Source organism: Rhizobacter sp. P3_C12 (genome assembly GCF_056402735.1).
The window spans coordinates 1-19,319 of the sequence record NZ_JBFUGW010000120.1 but is presented as its reverse complement, the minus strand read 5'-3'; the positions used below and the strand labels follow the sequence as shown (position 1 = coordinate 19,319).

The window sequence follows — 19,319 nt, the reverse complement described above, 5'->3', positions numbered from 1 at the left end:
GCAGCATGGCCTCCTGGCGCAGCTGCACGAGCTGGTCGGGCGACGAGGCGGCCAGCTCGGGGGGCGCCGCGCCCATCGCCTCGAGCGGCTGCCGGCGGGCGAGCAGCAGGTCGCCGTACACCAGCTGCGCGAGCTGGAAGTTGGGCACGTCGCGCGTCAGCGTTTCGGCACGCGCGAGCGCGCTGCGCACATCGCCATCGCGGATCAGCAGATAGATATCGATCAGCCGGGCTTCGGGGGAAGCGGGCGCGGCGGCCACGCCGCTGCGCGCCACGGCCGGCTTCAGCGGCGCAGCCACGGCCCCGCCTGCCGCCCACGGCAGCGCCAGGCAGACAGGCAGTGCCGCGCGGCGGCACCACTCACGCAGGCGTCGGATCACGAACCGGTGCTTTCCTTCTGGATCAACCAGCGGCCGGAGACGCGCACCAGGTCGAGCCGCTTGCGACTGGACACCTTCAGCGCGTCGGCGCTGTAGGCCTGGCGCACCTGCACGACGGCCTTGTCGCCTTGCACACGGATGTCGAAGTCGCTCAGGTTCACCGAGATGCTGCGCTTGCCGGTGATGCGGGCGCGGCGTTCGGCCTCCCAGGCGGCGCGCGATTTGCCACCGTTGAAATCGTGGGTGTAGGACGCGAAGTAGGCGTCCATGTCCTTGCTGGCCCAGGCCGCGGCCCACGCGAGCACGGCGGTTTGCACCGCCTTCGCGTCTTCGGTGGCGGCGGCCGGTGAAGAAGCCACCGCTGCGGGCGCAGGCGCTGGGTTCGGCGTGGCGACCGGGGCCGGCGCGGGAACGGGTGCAGGAGCAGGAGCAGGCACTGGAGCCGGCTTCGGCGCGGCGGCAACGACCGGCGGCGGGGCAGGGACGGGGGCCACTGGGGGAACCGGCGCCGGCGCAGGCTTGGCCGCAGCGACCACCGCCGGCGGCTCCGAGCGCGTCATCGGCGAGAACAGGTCGCGGATCATCGCGAGCTTCGGGCTCACCTTGGCGGTGCTGCTGCCGTCGATCTGCAGCGCGCGCGAATAGGCCTGGCTCGCGAGCTTCGCGTACACGTCGCCGAGGTTCTCGTAGGCGGTCGCATAGCTCGGGTTGGTGCGGATCGCCGCCTCGAGCGAGCGCCGCGCCTGGTCGTACTGGCCCTGCTTGCTGTAGAGCACCGCGAGGTTGTTGTGCGGCTCGGGCAGCTCGGGGTGGTCTTCGGTGAGCTTCACGAACACCGCGATCGCGTCGTTCGACTTGCCTTGCTCCGACAGCACCAGGCCCTTCAGGAAGCGCATGCGGGCGTCCTTCGGCCTGGTGGAGAGGAACTGGTCGGCCTTCTGGTTCGCCTCGGCCAGCCGGCCCGCACCGAGCAGGCCGTCGACATCGCCGTACTCGTCGGCCCGCGCGGTGCTGGCCGCGGTGCTGGCGATCGTGAACACGGTGAACGCGGCCAGGGCGACGAGCGAAGAGCGTGGAGTCATCAGGTGGCCGCGAGGTTTGGGATGGGCGCCGTGGGGCGGAACGAGGTGCGGATACGGCCCGCTATACTGCGAAAATTGTATAGCAGCCCCACGGCTGCAAGCCCTTCGACCCTCTGGCCAGGCCCTATGAGCGGTTCCACTGCAGCACTCCGCCGATGACCCTGAGCATCTTCAACACCTTGTCGCGCCAGACCGAGGTGTTCACGCCGATCGAACCCAACCATGTGCGCATGTATGTGTGCGGCATGACGATCTACGACCTGTGCCACGTCGGCCATGCGCGCTTCATGATGGCCTTCGATGTCGCCGCACGCTGGCTGCGCACGCTGGGCTACCAGGTCACCTACGTGCGCAACATCACCGACATCGACGACAAGATCATCCGGCGCGCGCTCGAGCGCAACATCCCGATCCGCCAGCTGACCGACGAGATGACGGCCGCGATGCATGAAGACGTGGCCGCCCTCGGCATCCTGCCGCCGACCCACGAGCCGCGCGCGACGCAGTACGTGCCGCAGATGCTGCAGATGATCGCCACGCTCGAGCGCAAGGGCTATGCCTACCGCTCGCCGAACGGCGACGTGAACTATGCGGTGCGCAAGTTCGACGGCTACGGCAAGCTGTCGGGCAAGTCGCTCGACCAGCTGCGCGCCGGCGAGCGCGTGGCCGTGCTCGACGGCAAGGACGACCCGCTCGACTTCGTGCTGTGGAAATCCGCCAAGCCGACCGAGCCCGACGATGCCAAGTGGGCCAGCGAGTTCGGCGCCGGCCGCCCGGGCTGGCACATCRAGTGCTCGGCGATGAGCTGTGCGCTGCTCGGCGAGCAGTTCGACATCCACGGCGGCGGCATGGACCTGCAGTTCCCGCACCACGAGAACGAGATCGCGCAGAGCGAGGGCGCGAGCGGCAAGCGCTTCGTCAACGTGTGGATGCACAACGGCTTCCTGAACGTCGTCAACGAGCAGGGCGAGAACGAGAAGATGTCGAAGTCGCTCGGCAACTTCTTCACGATCCGCGACGTGCTGAAGCACTACGACGGCGAGACGCTGCGCTTCTTCATGCTGCGCACGCAGTACCGCAGCCCGCTGAACTTCGGCCCCGCCAACCTCGACGACGCGCGCAACGCGCTGCGCCGGCTCTACACCGCGCTGGTCGACCTCGACGTGCCGGAACTGCCGGTCGACTGGGCGCAGCCGCAGGCCGCGCGCTTCCGCGCCGCGATGAACGAGGACTTCAACACGCCGGAAGCGGTGGCAGTGCTGTTCGAGCTCGCGACCGAGCTGAACAAGAGCCGCTCGCCGCAGCAGGCGGCGCTGTTCAAGGGGCTGGCCGCGACGCTCGGGCTGCTGCAGCAGAACGCGCGCAGCTACCTGCAGGCCGGCAGCCAGCTCGACGACGCCGCGATCCAGGCGCAGATCCAGGCCCGGGCCGATGCGAAGAAGGCGCGCGATTTCGCGCTTGCCGACCGCATCCGCCACGACCTGCTCGCGCAAGGCATCGTGCTCCAGGACTCCGCGCAAGGCACGACCTGGATGAAGGCCTGATCCGTGGCGCGCTCCGTCACTCCCGAGTATTGGGACGAGGCGTGCAGGCACCTCGTCAAGCGCGACCGGGTGATGCGCAAGCTGATCCCGCAGTTCGGCGAAGGCCGGCTGCAAAGCCGCGGCGATGCGTTCACCACGCTCGCGCGCTCGATCGTCGGCCAGCAGAGTTCGGTGGCGGCCGCGCAGGCCGCGTGGGAGCGCGTGGCCGCGCTGCTCGACGGCGGCTCGCAGCGCATCCAGCCGGCGGCGGTRCTGGCGATCGAATCCACGCAGATGCGCGATGCCGGGCTGTCGGCTCGCAAGGTCGACTACCTGGTCGACCTGGCACAGCACTTCGAAGCCGGCAGCGTGCACGTGCGCCAGTGGCAGCAGATGGACGACGAGGCGATCGTCGACGAGCTGGTCGCGATCCGCGGCATCGGCCGCTGGACCGCCGAGATGTTCCTGATCTTCCACCTGATGCGCCCCAACGTGCTGCCGCTGGACGACCCCGGCCTCATCAAGGGCATCAGCCACAACTACTTCAGCGGCGAGCCGGTTTCGCGGGCCGAGGCACGCGAAGTGGGCGACGCCTGGGCGCCTTTTCGCTCGGTGGCCACATGGTACATTTGGCGCAGTCTCGACCCGCTTGCCGTGGCATATTGACGGCCCGCAAGCCAGCCCCCATCGTTGGGCAGGGCATCCTCCTTCAAGAACAGGGATCAAGATAAATGAGCAAACGCCATTTCCTTGAATTCGAGCAACCCATTGCCGAACTCGAAACCAAGATCGAAGAGCTGCGCTACGTGCAAAGCGAATCGGCCGTCGACATCTCCGAAGAGATCGACCGCCTGGGCAAGAAGAGCCAGCAGCTCACGAAGGATGTCTACGCCAGCCTGTCACCCTGGCAGGTCACGCAGATCGCCCGCCATCCGCAGCGCCCGTACACGCTCGACTACATCAGCGAGATCTTCACCGACTTCCAGGAACTGAAGGGCGACCGCGCCTTCGCAGACGACCAGTCGATCGTCGGCGGCCTGGCGCGCTTCAACGGCCAGGCCTGCATGGTGGTGGGCCACCAGAAGGGCCGCGACACGAAGGAACGCGCGGCGCGCAACTTCGGCATGTCGCGCCCCGAGGGTTACCGCAAGGCGCTGCGCCTGATGAAGCTGGCCGAGAAGTTCGGCATCCCGGTGTTCACGCTGGTCGACACGCCGGGGGCCTACCCGGGCATCGGCGCCGAGGAGCGCGGGCAATCGGAGGCGATCGGCCGCAACATCTTCGAGATGGCGCAGCTCGAGGTGCCGATCATCTCGACCATCATCGGCGAGGGCGGCTCGGGTGGGGCGCTGGCGATCAGCGTCGGCGACCAGGTGCTGATGCTGCAGTACTCGGTGTACTCGGTGATCTCGCCGGAAGGCTGCGCCTCGATCCTGTGGAAGACCTCGGAGCGCGCCTCCGATGCCGCCGAAGCGCTGGGCATCACGGCGCATCGCCTGAAGGCGCTCGGCCTGGTCGACAAGATCGTCAACGAGCCGGTCGGTGGCGCGCACCGCGACACCAAGCAGATGGCCTCGTTCCTGAAGCGCGCGCTGAACGACGCGCTGCGCCAGGTCAGCGACCTGAAGCCGAAGGAACTGCTGCAGCGCCGCTACGAGCGCCTGCGTGCCTACGGCCGTTTCACCGACACCAAGGACCACTGACCCCGCCGTGGCGACGTTGGCGCCGAAGCGCGTCGCGGTCGCCTACAGCGCGGGCCGCGATTCGACGGCCCTGCTGCATGCCACGGTGCATGCGGCACGCGGCACCGGGGTCGAGGTACTGGCCCTCCATGTTCATCACGGACTGAGCCCGCATGCCGATGCGTGGCTCGCCCACGGGCAACGGCAATGCGCGCGCTGGGCGCGCCTCGGCCTGCCGGTGCGCTTCATCGTGCATCGATTGAGCGATGCGCCGCGCGGCGGCGACAGCGTCGAGGCCTGGGCGCGGCAGGCGCGCTACGACGCGTTGCGCGCGATGGCGCTGGAGGCGCATGCGAGCCTCGTGCTGCTGGCCCATCACCGGCGCGACCAGGCCGAGACGCTGCTGCTGCAGGCGCTGYGCGGCGGTGGTGTGGCAGGGCTGGCGGGCATGCCACGCCGCATCGAGCGCGACGGCATGGTCTGGGAGCGGCCCTGGCTCGATGCGCCGCGCGAAGCGATCGAGGCCTATGTGCGCCGGCACCGGCTGCGCTTCATCGACGACGACAGCAACAGCGATGAGCGCTTCGCCCGCAACCGGCTGCGGCTCGCGGCGTGGCCGGCGATCGTCGAGGCGTTCCCGCAGGCCGAGGCCTCGCTCGCGCAGTCGGCGCGCTGGGCGCAGCAGGCCGCGGCCGCGCTCGACGAGCTGGCGGCGATCGATCTCGAACGCGTGGCCGATGCGAGTGGCCTCAGCGTGACCGAATGGCGCACGCTCAGCGAAGCGCGGCAATCGAACGCGCTGCGGGCCTGGCTCGCGTCGATCGGCCAGCCGGCACCGGCCAGCCTCGTGCTGCGGCTGCAGCAGGAACTGGGCGGCCAGGGCGCCTGGCCGGCGGCCGGCGGCGAGCTGCGCGTGCACCGCAGCCGCCTCGGCTTCGTCGCATCACGGCCAGCCCTTGTGGAGACGCCGGAACGCGAATCGGCGCTGAGCATCCGCCGTGCCGGGCGCCACGCGTTGCCGGGCTGGGGCGGCGAACTCGTCGCGACGCGCGTGACGCACGACGGCATTCCGCTCGCGTGGCTGGGTGCACTGGTGCTGCGCGCGCGCGAAGGCGGGGAGCAGTTCCAGGCAGGCCTGGGCCGTCCGCCGCGCAGCCTGAAGAAGCAGTACCAGGCGGCGGCAGTGCCGGCGTGGGACCGGGACGGGCCGCTCGTCTACAGCGGCGGGCAACTGCTGTTCGTGCCGGGGCTCGGCATCGACGCCCGCGTGATCGGCTTGCCGGGGCAGGCGCAGGTGAGCCTGGCCTGGCGGCGCATTCCGCGCGGTTAAAATGCCCGGTTGCGATCGACTCGCGACCCTTTTCTCCACTCGCGGCAAGACCTCTTTCATGGCACTCATCGTTCACAAGTACGGCGGCACCTCCATGGGCAGCACGGAGCGCATTCGCAACGTCGCGAAACGCGTTGCCAAATGGGCCCGCGCCGGCCACCAGATGGTGGTCGTTCCCTCGGCGATGAGCGGCGAGACGAACCGCCTGCTCGGCCTCGCGAAAGAGCTGTCGCCGGCCTCGCCGACCACCGCGGTCGACCGTGAACTCGACATGATCGCGTCGACCGGCGAGCAGGTCTCGGTGGGCCTGCTGTCGATCGCGCTGCAGGCCGAAGGCATGCAGGCCGTCAGCTACGCCGGCTGGCAGGTGCCGGTGCAGACCGACAGCTCGTACACGAAGGCGCGCATCCAGAGCATCGACGACGCCCGCGTGCGCGCCGACCTGGCGCAGGGCAAGGTGGTGGTCATCACCGGCTTCCAGGGCATCGATGCCGACGGCCACATCACGACGCTCGGCCGGGGCGGCTCGGACACCTCGGCGGTGGCGGTCGCGGCCGCGATGAAGGCCGACGAATGCCTGATCTACACCGACGTCGACGGCGTCTACACGACCGACCCGCGCATCGTTCCCGATGCGCGCCGGCTGCACACCATCAGCTTCGAGGAGATGCTCGAGATGGCGAGCCTCGGCTCCAAGGTGCTGCAGATCCGCTCGGTCGAGTTCGCCGGCAAGTACCGCGTGCCGCTGCGCGTGCTGTCGAGCTTCACGCCGTGGGACATCGACATCACCGAGGAAGCGCGCTCGGGCACCCTGATCACCTTTGAGGAAGACGAGAAAATGGAACAAGCCGTTGTGTCGGGCATCGCGTTCAACCGCGACGAGGCCAAGATCACCGTGATGGGCGTGCCCGACAAGCCGGGCATCGCGTACCAGATCCTGGGCCCGGTGGCCGACGCGAACATCGACGTCGACGTGATCATCCAGAACATCTCGCACGAAGGGAAGACCGACTTCTCGTTCACCGTGCACCGCAACGACTACACGCGCACGATGGAGCTGCTGAAGAACACCGTGCTGCCGAAGACCGGTGCCGCGCAGGTGATGGGCGACACCAAGATCTGCAAGGTGAGCATCGTCGGCATCGGCATGCGCTCGCACGTGGGCGTGGCGAGCAAGATGTTCGGCTGCCTGAGCGAAGAGGGCATCAACATCCAGATGATCACCACCAGCGAGATCAAGACCAGCGTCGTGATCGACGAGAAGTACATGGAGCTGGCGGTGCGCGCGCTGCACAAGGCGTTCGATCTGGAGCAGGCCGCCGCCTGAAATCGTCAAAACTGCGGCTAGAATCGCAGTCTTCGCCGGAGTCGTGACCGAGTGGCCGAAGGTGCTCCCCTGCTAAGGGAGTATGTGGGCAAAACCTGCATCGAGGGTTCGAATCCCTCCGACTCCGCCAGGATAGTGTTCGGCGAAATTCGCTGAAAGCCGTGAAAGCCCCGCCAAACCTAGGTTTGCGGGGCTTTTTTGTTTCGTCGGAGTTCGCTGAGCTTCGTTGACAGCCAGGCCGTCCCAGGGGAATCATTCGGGGCACAAAACAGGTTGTGCCCCTGGCACAGCTCCAAATTCCCCGATTCCCCTCTCTCATGCCTCTGACCGACCTAGCCTGCAAGAAAGCCACCTGTCCCGACACCAAGGCCCGCGAGCGCTACACCGACTCCGGTGGCCTCTACCTGGAAGTCCTCCCGAGCGGATCGAAGTACTGGCGTTGGAAGTACTACTTCGCCGGCAAGGAAAAACGCCTTGCCCTTGGAACCTATCCCGATGTCTCGTTGGTGCAAGCCCGCCTCGACCGCGACAAGGCCCGCGGTGCCCTGAAGGAAGGCGACGACCCGGTTCAACTGCGGAAGGACGCGAAGGCGGCCCGCCGTGTGGCCATTGGCACCTCATTCGAGGTGGTGGCCATGAGCTGGTGGGAACACTGGCGCGGCACCCGCAGCCCGCGGCACGCCGACTACGTTTTACGGCGCCTGCAGCTCGATGTGTTCCCCGAGCTGGGGCGCAAGCCGGTTGCCGACATCCTCGCTCCGCACATCCTTGCCATGGCGAAGAAGATCGAGGCCCGAGGCGCTCTCGACATTGCAAAACGCTGCTATCAGACCTGCGGCCAGGTGTTTCGCTATGCGATCGCTCACGGCCTGGCCCTCCGCAACCCATGTGCCGACGTGAAGCCGTCGGACGCCCTCAAGCCGCGCCAGGTCGAGAACTTCGCTCGGCTTCACCTGCGGGACGTGCCGGAGTTGCTTCTCAAGATCGACGCGTACCAAGGTTCGGCATATACGCGCCTGGCCATGAAGTTGATGACGCTGACGTTCGTGCGTACCACTGAGCTGGTCGAGGTGACGTGGGACGAGATCGACCTGGAACGCGCTGAGTGGCGCATTCCCGCCGAGCGCATGAAGATGCGCTTCCCGCACATCGTGCCGCTGTCTCGTCAGGCTATCGAAGTCATCCGCACACTGGAACAGCTTCGCAACCGAAGCCCGTACGTGTTCCCTGGCGAGCGCGACCACGAGAAGCCAATGAGCAATAACACGATCCTGACCGCGCTCAAGCGGATGGGGTACGCGGGGCGGATGACCGGTCATGGCTTCCGAAGCATCGCCTCCACCGCGCTCAGCGAATGGAAGTTTCCGGAAAAGATCGTTGAGCCGCAGCTGGCGCACATGAAGCGCAATCAGGTGGCTGCGATCTACAACACGGCGGAGTACCTCACAGAGCGAGCCGAAATGATGCAGTGGTACGCCGATTACATCGATTCAATCCGCCAAGGCGGACCCGTGCTGCCCGTCAAAAAGGCAGCGTAAAAGCGGAAAGGCCAGGTGCGTCAACACCCGGCCTCTCCTAACCACAACCCACCTGCTTCAGAGGTGAATATGGCTATTTCGAATGATAGCGGCGCAAGCTTGCGCCGCAATGATTGGTTCTCGGGCGCCCTGCCCGGCGTGCACCGGTTCTGCCTGGTGCATGACGTTCGTCACTCCGCACGGGAGGCCTGACGATGGAACCGTATATCAAGACCCAGCGGCTGTACATGAAGGCGGCCGAGCAGACCAAGTTGCCAGGGATGGCAGTGATGAAGTTCGCCGAGCTGGTGAACGAGGTCGCGAGCGGCATGCAGGTGCTTTTCTCGATTCGCGAAACGATGTACCTGGACACCACCGTCCACGAGCAGCCATACGCGCCGCTGCTGTCAGAGCACGACGTGCAGGCGCTCGATCGCATGGCCCGTGCGTCGCTGGAAATGCTCACGAATGAGAGCGTGCAGCTCATGGACTGGGCCTACGACCACCACACCACCGAGGGCGTGGAGCGACGCCGATTGCACCGACAGCAAATGCCAAAGGGCGGCGGCGCGTGATTTCCGCTGCGGACATGCGGACAAACGACGCAAGACCGCTGCAAGCCGCATGAATGCTGGGTTTGCGGCCCGGAAAGGACTGCGGACAAAGGTGCGGACAAAGTGAGGACAGTGCGGACAAGTCCTCTCTATCTCTTCTCTTTGTTCTCCAGCTTTGTCCTTTCCAGGTCAGCCCTGGCAATGAAATTGTCTCGTCTTGGTGTCTACAGATGAGACAGCGATTTGCATCAAATGGCGTCAGCAGTTTTCAGCCCTGACCGAAGCAATTCGCCTGAACGGTAGCGACTGGCGCCGCAACAAGAAAGCGGGCAGCACCGCAGGTGAATTGCGCCTGGTCGAGCAAAGCGCGCGCACGTCGAGCGACGTGTGGCCATGTCTCCACCTCAATCCATACGAACCATGAACGCAACCGCACAACGTATTCCGGGCACTGCAGGCGAGCGCCTGTTGAGGAAGCCCGAGGTCCTGGCCAAGGTTGGCCTGGGGACCACCAGTCTGTATGCACGAATCAAGGAAGGCCGATTCCCTGCGCCGATCTCGCTCGGCGGGAGCTGCGGCGGCGGCCGAGGCCTCGGAAGGGCTGTCGGCTGGCTCGAGTCGGAGGTCGAAAGTTGGATCGCTGATCGCATCGCCGAGTCCCGTGGCCAACAAGCCGGACCGAGGGAGGCGCAGCGCTGATGACTGAACGCACCCCGAGAAAGTTCACCCCGCGCCGTGTCGACGTGGCGGTCATCCGCAGCGCCCTGTCGTTCCTCTCGGCCGACATCGGCCACGACGAGCGCGCACGCATTGCGTTCGCGGTCTACGACGGCGTCGGCGATGCCGGCGAGGACGCCTGGATGGCGTGGGCCGAGCAGCGGCCAACACCCGATGCCGCCGAGGACCGCGCGACCTGGCGCAGTGCGAAGAAGCCCGGCAAGGTGAAGGTGGGCACGCTGTTCGGCCTGGCCAAGAAACGCGGCTTCACCTTCCCGGCCGACGACACGCCGCCCGAGCTGCGGCCGACGCCCGCCCAGCTCGAAGCCGAGGAACAGGAGAGGGCGGCAGCGCGCGCCCTGCAGGAGGCGCAGTACAGAGAGCGGGCGGACCGCGCAGCGGTCGAGGCGAGGCGCCTGTGGGACGCCGCGAGCGTCGAGGGACACAGCCCGTACCTGGTGCACAAGCGCGTGGGCGCGCACGGCGTGCGCTTCCAGCGTGACGGCACGATGCTGGTTCCGCTGCGCAACGCGCCGGGCGAGCTGCTGAACGTCCAGCGCATCGCACCGACCAAGCCCTCGAAGGAACAGGAGGACAAAGGCACGGGCGAGAAGATGCTTCTGCCAAGCGGGCGCAAGTCCGGGCTGTTCCACTGGATCGGCCAGAGGACGGTGCAGACGCCTGTACTGCTGCTGGCCGAGGGCTACGCGACGGCCGCCAGCCTGCACGAGGCCACGGGCTATCCGGTGGTGGTCGGATTCGATGCCGGCAACCTGAAGCCGGTTGCGGTCGCGCTGCGCTCGATGTTCCCGAAAGCGCGCATCCTGGTGTGCGGMGACGATGACGTGCAGACCGAGGCTCGCACTGGTAAAAATCCTGGGCGCAAAGGGGCCTCCGCCGCCGCCCAATCCGCTGCCGCGGACGGCCTGCCGGCGTTGACGGCATTCCCTGAGGGACTGCCCGAGGCCAAGGGCCTGAAGGACTTCAACGACCTGGCCGTGCACGCCGGCCTGCCGGCTGTTGCTGCCATCGTCGAGGCGGCACTGCAGCAGGAGGCGCCGGCCGCTCCGGCCGCGCCTGCAGCTCCTGTCACGGTGGCCGAGGTGCTTGCTGCGTCAGAGGTGCCGGACGACGAGCCCGAGGAAGAAGAGGCAGAGGCAGAGCCCGAGGCCGAGCCTGTGAAGGCACCGAGCCCCGACCGCTTCAGCCTGACGGCGAAGGGCGTGTGGTACATCGCTCGCGACAAAGAGGGCAACGAGAAGCGGCCGGCGTGGGTCTGCTCGCGCCTGGTCGTCGCAGCGCTCACGCGCACTGACGACGGGAACGGCTGGGGCTACCTCGTGCACTTCGCCGACCCGGACGGCAACGCGAAGTCATGGGCCATGCCGTCCAGCATGCTCGGCGGGGATGGCAACGAGTGGCTGTGCCGCTTGCGCGACATGGGCCTGGAGGTGTCGCCGGCCCAAGGCACTCGCGCACGGATCGTGCAGTACATCGACTCGCGCCGGCCTGCGGAGCGAGTGACCTGCACCGACCGGGTGGGCTGGCATGACGGCGTGTACGTGCTGCCCAGCGAATGCATCGGCGAGACGGAAGGCCGCCACTACGTCTTCCAGAGCGAGGCGGGGATGGACGACACCTACCGCAGCGAAGGCTCGTTGGCGCGGTGGCGGGCCAATGTCTCGGAGCCTTGCATCGGCAACTCGCGTCTGATCTTCGCGCTGTGCTGCGCGTTTGCCGGGCCGATGGCACGTCTGGCCGAGATGGAGAGCGGTGGCTTCCACCTGCGCGGCGACTCCAGCATGGGCAAGACGACCGCGCTGCGCCTGGCTGCGAGCGTTTGGGGACGGCCGAGCTACATGCAGCGCTGGCGCACCACCGACAACGCGCTGGAGGCCACCGCGGTGCAGCACTGCGACAGCACGCTGATCCTCGACGAGTTCGGCCAGCTCGACCCGGACGTGGCGGGGGAGGTCGCCTACATGCTGGCCAACGATCAGGAGAAGGGCCGCGCGACGCGCAACGGCTTCGCACGCAAGCGGCGCACCTGGCGATTGCTGTTCCTGTCCTCGGGTGAGGTGTCGCTCGCGCAGCACATGGCATCAGCCTCGAAGACGCCGCGCGCGGGGCAAGAGGTGCGCATGCTCGACATCCCGCTGGACGCCGGCAAGGGCATGGGCGGGATCGAAGAGCTGCACGACTTCAGCGGGCCGGCCGTCATGGCGGATGAGCTCGTGACCGCTGCGGCGAAGAGCTATGGCCAGGCTGGGCGCACCTGGCTGGAATGGGCCTGCAAGCACTACGAAGAACTGCCCGCGCGCCTGGCGGAAATGATCCGACGCTACCGCGACGACTTCGTGCCCGAGGAAGCGGGCGAGCAGGTGCGCCGAGCCGGCGCGCGATTCGCCTTGGTCGCTGCTGCCGGCGAGCTGGCCACAGAGGCGGGCATCACCGGATGGCCAAAGGGCGAGGCTCACCGGGCGTTGAGCCGTTGCTTCAATGCATGGCTCGAGTCGCGTGGCCACGCCGGCAACGGTGAGGACCAAGCGATGTGCCGCCAGGTGCGCCGCTTCATGGAACTGCATGGCGCGGCCCGCTTCACCTGGTGGAATCGTGCGGCCGACGATCACTCGCCGAACACGCTGATGCGCGCAGGCTTCCGGCGACTGGTCGATGCGGCTGGCAAGCCCATTCGCACGAACTCGGACCATCAACGCGAGTTCGGCGAACGCATGCAGCCCGCGGACGGTGAAGGCACGTCCGTTGAGTTCTTCGTGTTGCCGGAAGTGTTCCGCGGCGAGGTCTGTGCGRGCTACGACTACCGCGCTGTCTGTCGCGTGCTGCTGCAGCGCGGACACCTCGAACCGGGCCATGGCGGTCGCTTCGATCGCAAGGAACGCTTGCCCGGCATCGGGTCGAGCACCTGCTATCGGCTGAAGGCCTCGATCTTCGCGGAGGGCCACTGACATGCACATCGCAACTTACGGGGGGATGCCCGAGGTCGACGGCATCGAGATGATGGGCGAGATGCTTGCGCACGTGAAGTACGGCGTTCCTCTCTCTCCTCAAAGTGCGTACCGGTGGGAGCACGTCATCGTCACGTCCGTGCGGCGCGGTGAGCCGCTCGACACGACGCTGGGCCTGGCGGTGGCGGGCCGTCGCACGGTGCAAAGGCGCCTGCTGCACATGCGTCGCGATGAGCAGCTCATGCATGCGGTTGCGACCGTGTTGCCCGACCCTGCGCTGTCGACCTGGGCGCGATGCATGGAGCTGGCGCCGCGGCTGCGCACTTTCGTCGACCGTGAATGGCCCGCAGTGCGCACGCAAGCCGATCCGCGGGACGACTGGCCCGCCTGGAAAGCGCACCTGTTCCGCGCGATGCAGCAGGACCTTGCGTTGCCGCACTCGGCACGTGGCCTCTATGACGTCGTGCAGCGAGCGCAGGGCTATTCCACACAGAAGCCCGGCACGAAACTGCTCTCACAACAACTTTGAAATCACCATGCAAACGATCCACATCTTTGGCGAAATCGGTACCGAAGTGACTGCGGATTTCATCCGTCAGGAACTGGACCTCTTCAAGGACCAGCCCGTGCTGGTGCGCATCAACTCGGAAGGCGGCGCCGTGTACGACGGCATCGCGATCTATGAGTTGCTGCGCGCTCATCCGTCGCACGTCACGGTCGAGATCACCGGCTGGGCGCTGTCTATTGCCAGCGTCATCGCGATGGGTGGTCGCAAGGTCATCATCGCGCCGTCCGGCCTGATGATGGTCCACAACCCGTGGAGCACCACCAGTGGCAACGCGACCGACCTGCGTCGCACGGCCGACAAGCTCGACCTGGTGCGTGACACGCTCATCACGGCCTATCGGCGCACCGGCCAGGCCGACGACAAGCTGCGAGCCTGGCTCGATGCGGAGACCTGGTTCGACGCCGAGCAAGCGAAGGCGGCCGGCCTGGTCGACGAGATCGCCGACGACTCCTACGACGAGCGGCCCTCCAACGCGCGTGCCTGCGCCTTCTCCATTCCGGACAAGTACAAGCTGCGCCGACCTGCGCTCGCCAATCTGCACCTGCCGCCCCAAAGCCGGCATACGGTCACCCGAGCACCCGAGTCGGCCCCGCTCGCGTCCGCTGCCGGCGCCCCCGTCAGTGACTATGCCCTGTCGATTCGCAACGAAGCGGACACAGCCCGGATCGTGGACATGTTCGAGCGACATATTCTCAGAGCGCCGGACAGCGCGGGCGAGATGGGCAAGTTGATGTTCCAGTGCCTGGCCAACAAGCGGATGACACCAGCCGAGGCGGGCGAGCGCATCCTGAACAAGATGGGCGAGGGCGCGTTCTCGGTCGGCGCAATGGCGTACGTGGACGACCGCGGGCAGACCGTGTGGGCAGGTTCCAGCAGCAGCGGCCCCAGCACGATGCACGAATTCAAGGCCGCTGCCTCTGACGTGCTGCTGGCGCGCGCAGGCGTGCCGGTGGAGAACCCGCACCCGGCCTCGCGTGACCTGCAGCGCCTGACGATGCTCGCGATGGCAGAGAAGGTGCTCTCGATGGCGGGCATCTCGACGTACCGCAAGAGCCAGAACGAGATCATCAAGGCCGCCATGAGCACCTCGGATTTCCCCGAGCTGCTGGCCAACACGACGGGCCGCGCGCTGCGTGCCGGCTACGAGAACGCGCAGGCCACGCACGCGGTGTGGACCGCCGAGCGCGAGGTGCCGGACTTCAAGCCGCAAACCCTGGTGTCGCTGTCCGAGGCGCCGGGCCTGGACAAGGTGCTGGAGCTGGCCAACTACACCTACGGCAGCTTCGCCGAGTCGGCCGAATCGTTCCGCATCGAGACCTTCGGAAAGATCGTCAAGATCTCGCGTCAGGCGCTCATCAATGACGACCTGGACGCCTTCACGCGCATCCCGCAGGCCTACGGTGCTTCCGCGCGCCGCCTCGAAGCCGACAGCGTGTATGCCAAGCTGACGGGCAGCACGCGACTGCGCGATGATCTGCCGCTGTTCCACGCGAAGCATGGCAACCTGGCCGTCGCAGGTGCCGCGCTGTCTGCCGAGACGCTGGGCATTGCACGGGCCGCCATGCGCAAGCAGAAGGGACTGCAGGGGCTGGGGTACTTCGATCCGCAACCGCGCTTCCTGATCGTGCCGGTGTCGCTGGAGACGAAGGCAGAGCAGCTGCTGGCCAGCCTGGTCGATCCGGGCATGGCGAACAACACTGGCAACCCGGAGTGGATTCGTCGCCTGGTGCTGGTCTCCGATCCGCGCCTCGATGAAGTCTCCGAAGCGGCGTGGTACCTCGCTGCGGACCCGACCCAGCACGACACCATCGTGCGCGCCTACCTGGCCGGCGAGCCGCGCCCGTACCTCGAAGAAGACGAGGAATTCGAGCGCGACGCCGTGGCACACAAGTGCCGGCTGGACTTCGGTGTGGGCGTGATCGACTACCGCGGGCTGTACAAGAACCCGGGCAAGTAAAGAGGCAAGACAGGCGGCGGGCGAGAAGTTGGCCATAGCCCGCGGCCTGAGCGTTCGGCGGCACGAACGCGGTTTCCAGGGAACATGGCTGACACCCTCTGAGACGGTGACCGGAAGCACCCCTCAGAACGCGCACCAGGGACGCGAGAATGCAGCGAGGTGCGTAGCAGGGAGCCTGTCCTTCGGGGCGGCTCCCTGCGCCTTTTCAATGACATGGAGCCTCAATGCATTTCGAGAACATCAACGAAGTTTGCGAGCTGGACAGTGAGCACGAAGTGAACCTGTACCTGAACGCCGGCTGGCTGCTGCTGAACACCGTCGCGAAGCGCGATGGCGATCGCAGCTGGTTCGAATACTGCCTGGGTTGGCCGAACGAGCTACCGGGCTGGCATCCGGGAATCTAGATCCAGCTCGATGGCGAGTGTGCAAGCGGCCCCATGCGGGCCGCTTTGCTTTGTCCATCACGCTTTGACCTGCATGCCTTCATCCTCATGCCTTGAGGGCCGCAGGCCTTCTACCGCTCGCCCGCGTAAGGGCGGGGGGCGCAGCTCCTTTCGCGCCGCTGTGGCTCCGATTCACGCCTCGCGGCTGACGCCGGGTGCTCCAGAGAAGAACAGGTTGCCCGCGGGTTCGATGCGGTCTGTCCGCAGGATTTGTCCGCATGTCCGCAGTCCATGAGCCTCTGTCCGCAGTGCCACTGCGGACACGCAAACCCAGCATCCATGCGGGCTAGCGGCCCATTTTGGCGTTTGTCCGCATGTCCGCAGAGATTTTGAGAAGGGGAAGGCGTTGGCCAGTGCGAGCGCCACATGTCGCCGGACTTCGACGGTCCGCCGTCCGCGGCGTCCACAGCCTTTGGCGGACTGTCCGCGGCCCCGTCGCGGACACGCAAACCTAGCATCCATGCGGGCTGGCGGCCGATTCGAGGGCTCGTCCGCACGTCCGCAGCGAAAAGGGTAGAGGGGGCGATTGGCACCCCACCCCCCCTGTTGGGTCCTCCCTGGGGAACCCCGATCAAGGGTAATTCGAACCCCGATCGCTATCTAGTTGTGATGCTGGCATAGGGGGGTGATATCGGTGACGATAGTGGGGTGTTGTGCGGTGCGCGAAGAGGCAACTATGGAAATGGCGATACCAGACCACTTCAAGGCGTTCTTGGACGAGCTCCTGCAAGGCTTGGACGAGGGATTCTCGAAAGCCGGCCGACCGCTGTCCGAACGCGTGTCGGAGGCAGCACGAATCGTGGTCGAGGAGTGTTTGGAGGAAGTTGACGGGGAGAAGCCCGAGGCCGACTACCTGCTGAAGGGCTGGTTTCTGGGGATCCTTTGGCCGATTAATGACTGGTATGAGCGTCGATACGGGAAGGCGCTTATCGATCGCTCGAAACGACGCCTACGAGGCATGGTTCTCTACTTCGACGTGCCACTCGTCATAGCCGTTCCTGAGGTCTTGTTCGAAGCCGGTAAAGATGACGATGGTCCTTGGGTGCGATTTCCGATCGAGGTCCTTGCCTATGAAAAGCCGCTCGAATGGCTTGAGACGCCGCCGCCGATCGCGGAAATGAAGTCGAAGCGGAAAGAGCGGCTCTTGGCATCGATCTGCACGGTTGCCACGCACCTGCGTGCGATCAAGAACGATCTGAACACGGCCACCTTGCTGCCAGAGGCCCGGAAGCGGGCGGCTGGCGTACTGCTGCATTTGGACCGGGCCGCGGACACAGGTTCCTCTCATCATCCGAACGCCCGCTCCCTGTCCGTGTGGGAGCTCCAAATGGCTTGCGAGCAGACCATGAAGGCGCATTTGTTGCAGCGCGGCATCGCAGTCCCACGCACTCACAACCTTCGGGATTTGCAGCGCCTGACCTTCGGCCCGAACGCCCCCCCTGTCGCGAAGAGTGCAATGGCAGCGATGCCAAGCGAGCGCCGGGTCATGGACTGGAGGTATGGCGCGTTGCCTCCTCCAAGCCCCACAGAGCTCTTTCGCTTCTACGTGGCAGCGCTGTCTCTGTGCCAGCTCTACGCTGCCGGAATGGCGAGGAAGTACGTCTTGAGAAACTTCGCCGTTCGGGTCAAAAAGCCTCAATGGGAATTGGCCATTCCAGCAACTGGCCAAGCGCAGTAGTCGCTGTCATTGATGCTAGGGGAAGCGATAGGGGACAGTTTTTGGCGAGCCCTCACTGAGAACAAGCATTGGCGCCATTTCCGAGCAATATTCGGACGCCTCCGACTCCGCCAGRATAGTGTTCGGCGAAATTCGCTGAAGACCGAAAAAGCCCCGCAAACCCTGGTGTTGCGGGGCTTTTTTGTTTCGTCGACGTTCGCTGAGCTTCGTCAGGTGGTCGCGACCGCGCTTACTGGTTGTACCAGGTGTGAACTTGCGAGACGCCGTTCTGGCTCAGGTAGTTGTGCAGATCCTGTTCGGAGTTGAACGCCATCTGCTGGCCGGTCTGCCGGTCGGTCACCACCAGCTGGTTGCCGACGCGCTGCCCCGCAACGAGGTGCCCGATGCCCGCATTGCGCTGCATGCCCATCGCGAACTGGTGCCCATCCGGCAGCTGCGGCAGGCTGGCCGCCAGCGTGCGAGGCGAGCCTTGACGGTGGCTCACGTTGCCGTTGTTGATGCGGCCGAGCGCGGCAGTGACGTCGGCCGGCTGCATGCCGTGGTTCGCGATGTGCTGCACCTGTTGCTGCGAGAGCCCGAGCCCTTGCACCACCTGCTGCTCGGTCCAGCCGGTCAACGCCGCGATGGTGTGCAGGCCGCAGTCGTTCTGGGTGCCTGCATGGAATGGCGTGGTCTGCGCGGGTGCGGACTGCTGAGGCTGTTGCGTGCCATAGCCATCCCTGTCGCACGGCCTGCCGTTGGCCGTGGCGTATCCGGAAGGCGAATACTGGTCGCGCATCACGACCGGGTTGCCCCTCGAATCGCACGGCACCCCCTTGCTGTTGCGGTAACCCGTGGCAGAAGAGCGGCTGTGGCGCGGGCCGCCGAACGACACCGACTGCTCCGCTGCGGGTAGCCCCGCACGCGGGCTCAAKCTGTTGCCGCGCGACACAGAGGCCGTCCGCCCCTGCAGAGACCCCAGCGGCCCCTCGCCGCTGGGTGCCGGCCGGGCTTGCGACCGGGGCGTGTCCACGGGCGTGCTGGCATGGTTGCTGGACGAACGAACTCGCGTTTCCGGCGATGAAGAGACTCTCATGGGATCAATCACTTTGCGACTGAGGGATCGGCAGAACGCGCTCACAGGTGGGGCGAACGTGTTCACGGCGCACCCACCACCAGCGAATCCGACCCGGTCCGAACCAGGCGCGGGTTTCGCCACGGAGGTGCTTGTCCTCATGGTGCGACCTGACGCACGCCGCATCGCGCAGGATTGCGAAGCGCGGCATGCCCGGACGAAGACACCAAGGGCGGCGTGAAGCGACGCGACGGTGAGGGCCGGGGCACCAGCGGCGCAGCGCTTCTTCGATGCCCTCAGTGCCGTCGCCATCGCCCACCCAGGCGATGCAGGCATCGGGGCGGATCAGCATCGACGGCCCCGTGTCGACGGCGATGCAACGGATCCTCTGCGTGGCGCCGCCCACGAGCTCGGACGCCTTGCCGTCCGCTGACGCGTCGAGCAGCACACCGCTGCCGTCCTGCATCAGCTCGTAGAGCGACGAGACCCCGCCATCGCCGCGTCGAAGCGGCCTGTCACCGATCAGCCGTCCGACCTCATCG

17 protein-coding genes and 1 tRNA gene are annotated in these 19,319 nt (G+C 66.4%); 14 read left to right on the top strand and 4 right to left on the bottom strand.

Annotated features, from left to right (window positions below; genetic code table 11):
• Positions 1-379, bottom strand: a 379-nt coding sequence (locus tag AC1DXV_RS18745) for an IST1 family protein (RefSeq protein WP_477934926.1), incomplete at its 3' end; no start/stop codon positions are given.
• The gene (locus AC1DXV_RS18740) at positions 376-1,461 is read right to left on the bottom strand and encodes a tetratricopeptide repeat protein (protein ID WP_477869126.1); all 1,086 of its coding nucleotides are present in this window, start codon (positions 1,459-1,461) and stop codon (positions 376-378) included. The genes AC1DXV_RS18740 and AC1DXV_RS18745, both read right to left, overlap by 4 nt.
• Before the next feature lie 155 nt (positions 1,462-1,616).
• On the opposite strand from AC1DXV_RS18740, the gene cysS reads away from it, so the two are divergent.
• The 14 genes from cysS to AC1DXV_RS18670 all read left to right on the top strand — a co-directional run bounded on the left by cysS (position 1,617) and on the right by AC1DXV_RS18670 (position 17,723).
• On the top strand, positions 1,617-3,005 hold the full coding sequence (cysS, locus tag AC1DXV_RS18735) for a cysteine--tRNA ligase (protein WP_477934924.1): 1,389 nt from the start codon (positions 1,617-1,619) through the stop codon (positions 3,003-3,005).
• Between the two features lie 3 nt (positions 3,006-3,008).
• Positions 3,009-3,650 carry a DNA-3-methyladenine glycosylase family protein gene (locus AC1DXV_RS18730; protein WP_477934922.1) on the top strand — a complete coding sequence of 214 codons (642 nt, stop codon included), beginning with the start codon at positions 3,009-3,011 and terminating at the stop codon, positions 3,648-3,650.
• 65 nt (positions 3,651-3,715) lie between these two features.
• Complete coding sequence (locus AC1DXV_RS18725; RefSeq protein WP_477934920.1) at positions 3,716-4,687, top strand: acetyl-CoA carboxylase carboxyltransferase subunit alpha; 972 nt, start codon at positions 3,716-3,718, stop codon at positions 4,685-4,687.
• A 7-nt stretch (positions 4,688-4,694) separates the two neighbouring features.
• A complete protein-coding gene (tilS, locus tag AC1DXV_RS18720; RefSeq protein ID WP_477934918.1) occupies positions 4,695-5,996 on the top strand; it encodes a tRNA lysidine(34) synthetase TilS in 1,302 nt (433 codons plus the stop codon).
• Between the two features lie 58 nt (positions 5,997-6,054).
• Positions 6,055-7,323 carry an aspartate kinase gene (locus AC1DXV_RS18715; protein WP_047594573.1) on the top strand — a complete coding sequence of 423 codons (1,269 nt, stop codon included), beginning with the start codon at positions 6,055-6,057 and terminating at the stop codon, positions 7,321-7,323.
• 37 nt (positions 7,324-7,360) lie between these two features.
• A tRNA-Ser gene (locus AC1DXV_RS18710) sits at positions 7,361-7,453 on the top strand.
• A 187-nt stretch (positions 7,454-7,640) separates the two neighbouring features.
• Positions 7,641-8,861 carry a tyrosine-type recombinase/integrase gene (locus AC1DXV_RS18705; protein WP_056820429.1) on the top strand — a complete coding sequence of 407 codons (1,221 nt, stop codon included), beginning with the start codon at positions 7,641-7,643 and terminating at the stop codon, positions 8,859-8,861.
• A 194-nt stretch (positions 8,862-9,055) separates the two neighbouring features.
• On the top strand, positions 9,056-9,415 hold the full coding sequence (locus tag AC1DXV_RS18700; RefSeq protein ID WP_056820432.1) for a hypothetical protein: 360 nt from the start codon (positions 9,056-9,058) through the stop codon (positions 9,413-9,415).
• Between the two features lie 372 nt (positions 9,416-9,787).
• Positions 9,788-10,093 carry a helix-turn-helix transcriptional regulator gene (locus AC1DXV_RS18695; protein ID WP_477873655.1) on the top strand — a complete coding sequence of 102 codons (306 nt, stop codon included), beginning with the start codon at positions 9,788-9,790 and terminating at the stop codon, positions 10,091-10,093.
• Entirely contained in the window at positions 10,093-13,077 is a 2,985-nt protein-coding gene (locus AC1DXV_RS18690; RefSeq protein ID WP_477934915.1) for a DUF927 domain-containing protein, read from the top strand. Before AC1DXV_RS18695 ends, AC1DXV_RS18690 begins: the two co-directional genes overlap by 1 nt.
• Position 13,078: 1 nt before the next feature.
• Positions 13,079-13,606: a hypothetical protein gene (locus AC1DXV_RS18685; protein WP_056820438.1), complete on the top strand. Its 528-nt coding sequence runs from the start codon at positions 13,079-13,081 to the stop codon at positions 13,604-13,606.
• Positions 13,533-15,602 carry a ClpP-like prohead protease/major capsid protein fusion protein gene (locus AC1DXV_RS18680; protein WP_477934913.1) on the top strand — a complete coding sequence of 690 codons (2,070 nt, stop codon included), beginning with the start codon at positions 13,533-13,535 and terminating at the stop codon, positions 15,600-15,602. The genes AC1DXV_RS18685 and AC1DXV_RS18680 overlap by 74 nt, the downstream gene beginning before the upstream one ends.
• Before the next feature lie 224 nt (positions 15,603-15,826).
• A complete protein-coding gene (locus AC1DXV_RS18675) occupies positions 15,827-16,006 on the top strand; it encodes a hypothetical protein (RefSeq protein WP_056820441.1) in 180 nt (59 codons plus the stop codon).
• A gap of 751 nt (positions 16,007-16,757) precedes the next feature.
• Positions 16,758-17,723, top strand: a complete 966-nt coding sequence (locus AC1DXV_RS18670) for a HEPN domain-containing protein (protein ID WP_477830787.1) — start codon at positions 16,758-16,760, stop codon at positions 17,721-17,723.
• Positions 17,724-17,952: 229 nt separating this feature from the next.
• Here the strand turns inward: AC1DXV_RS18670 and AC1DXV_RS18665 are convergent, their stop codons facing one another.
• Together AC1DXV_RS18665 and AC1DXV_RS18660 are read right to left on the bottom strand one after the other, a co-directional pair.
• Positions 17,953-18,597, bottom strand: coding sequence for a hypothetical protein (locus tag AC1DXV_RS18665; protein ID WP_477934911.1), 645 nt, complete (start codon positions 18,595-18,597; stop codon positions 17,953-17,955).
• A gap of 205 nt (positions 18,598-18,802) precedes the next feature.
• Positions 18,803-19,319, bottom strand: a 517-nt coding sequence (locus AC1DXV_RS18660; protein ID WP_477934909.1) for an aromatic-ring hydroxylase C-terminal domain-containing protein, incomplete at its 5' end; no start/stop codon positions are given.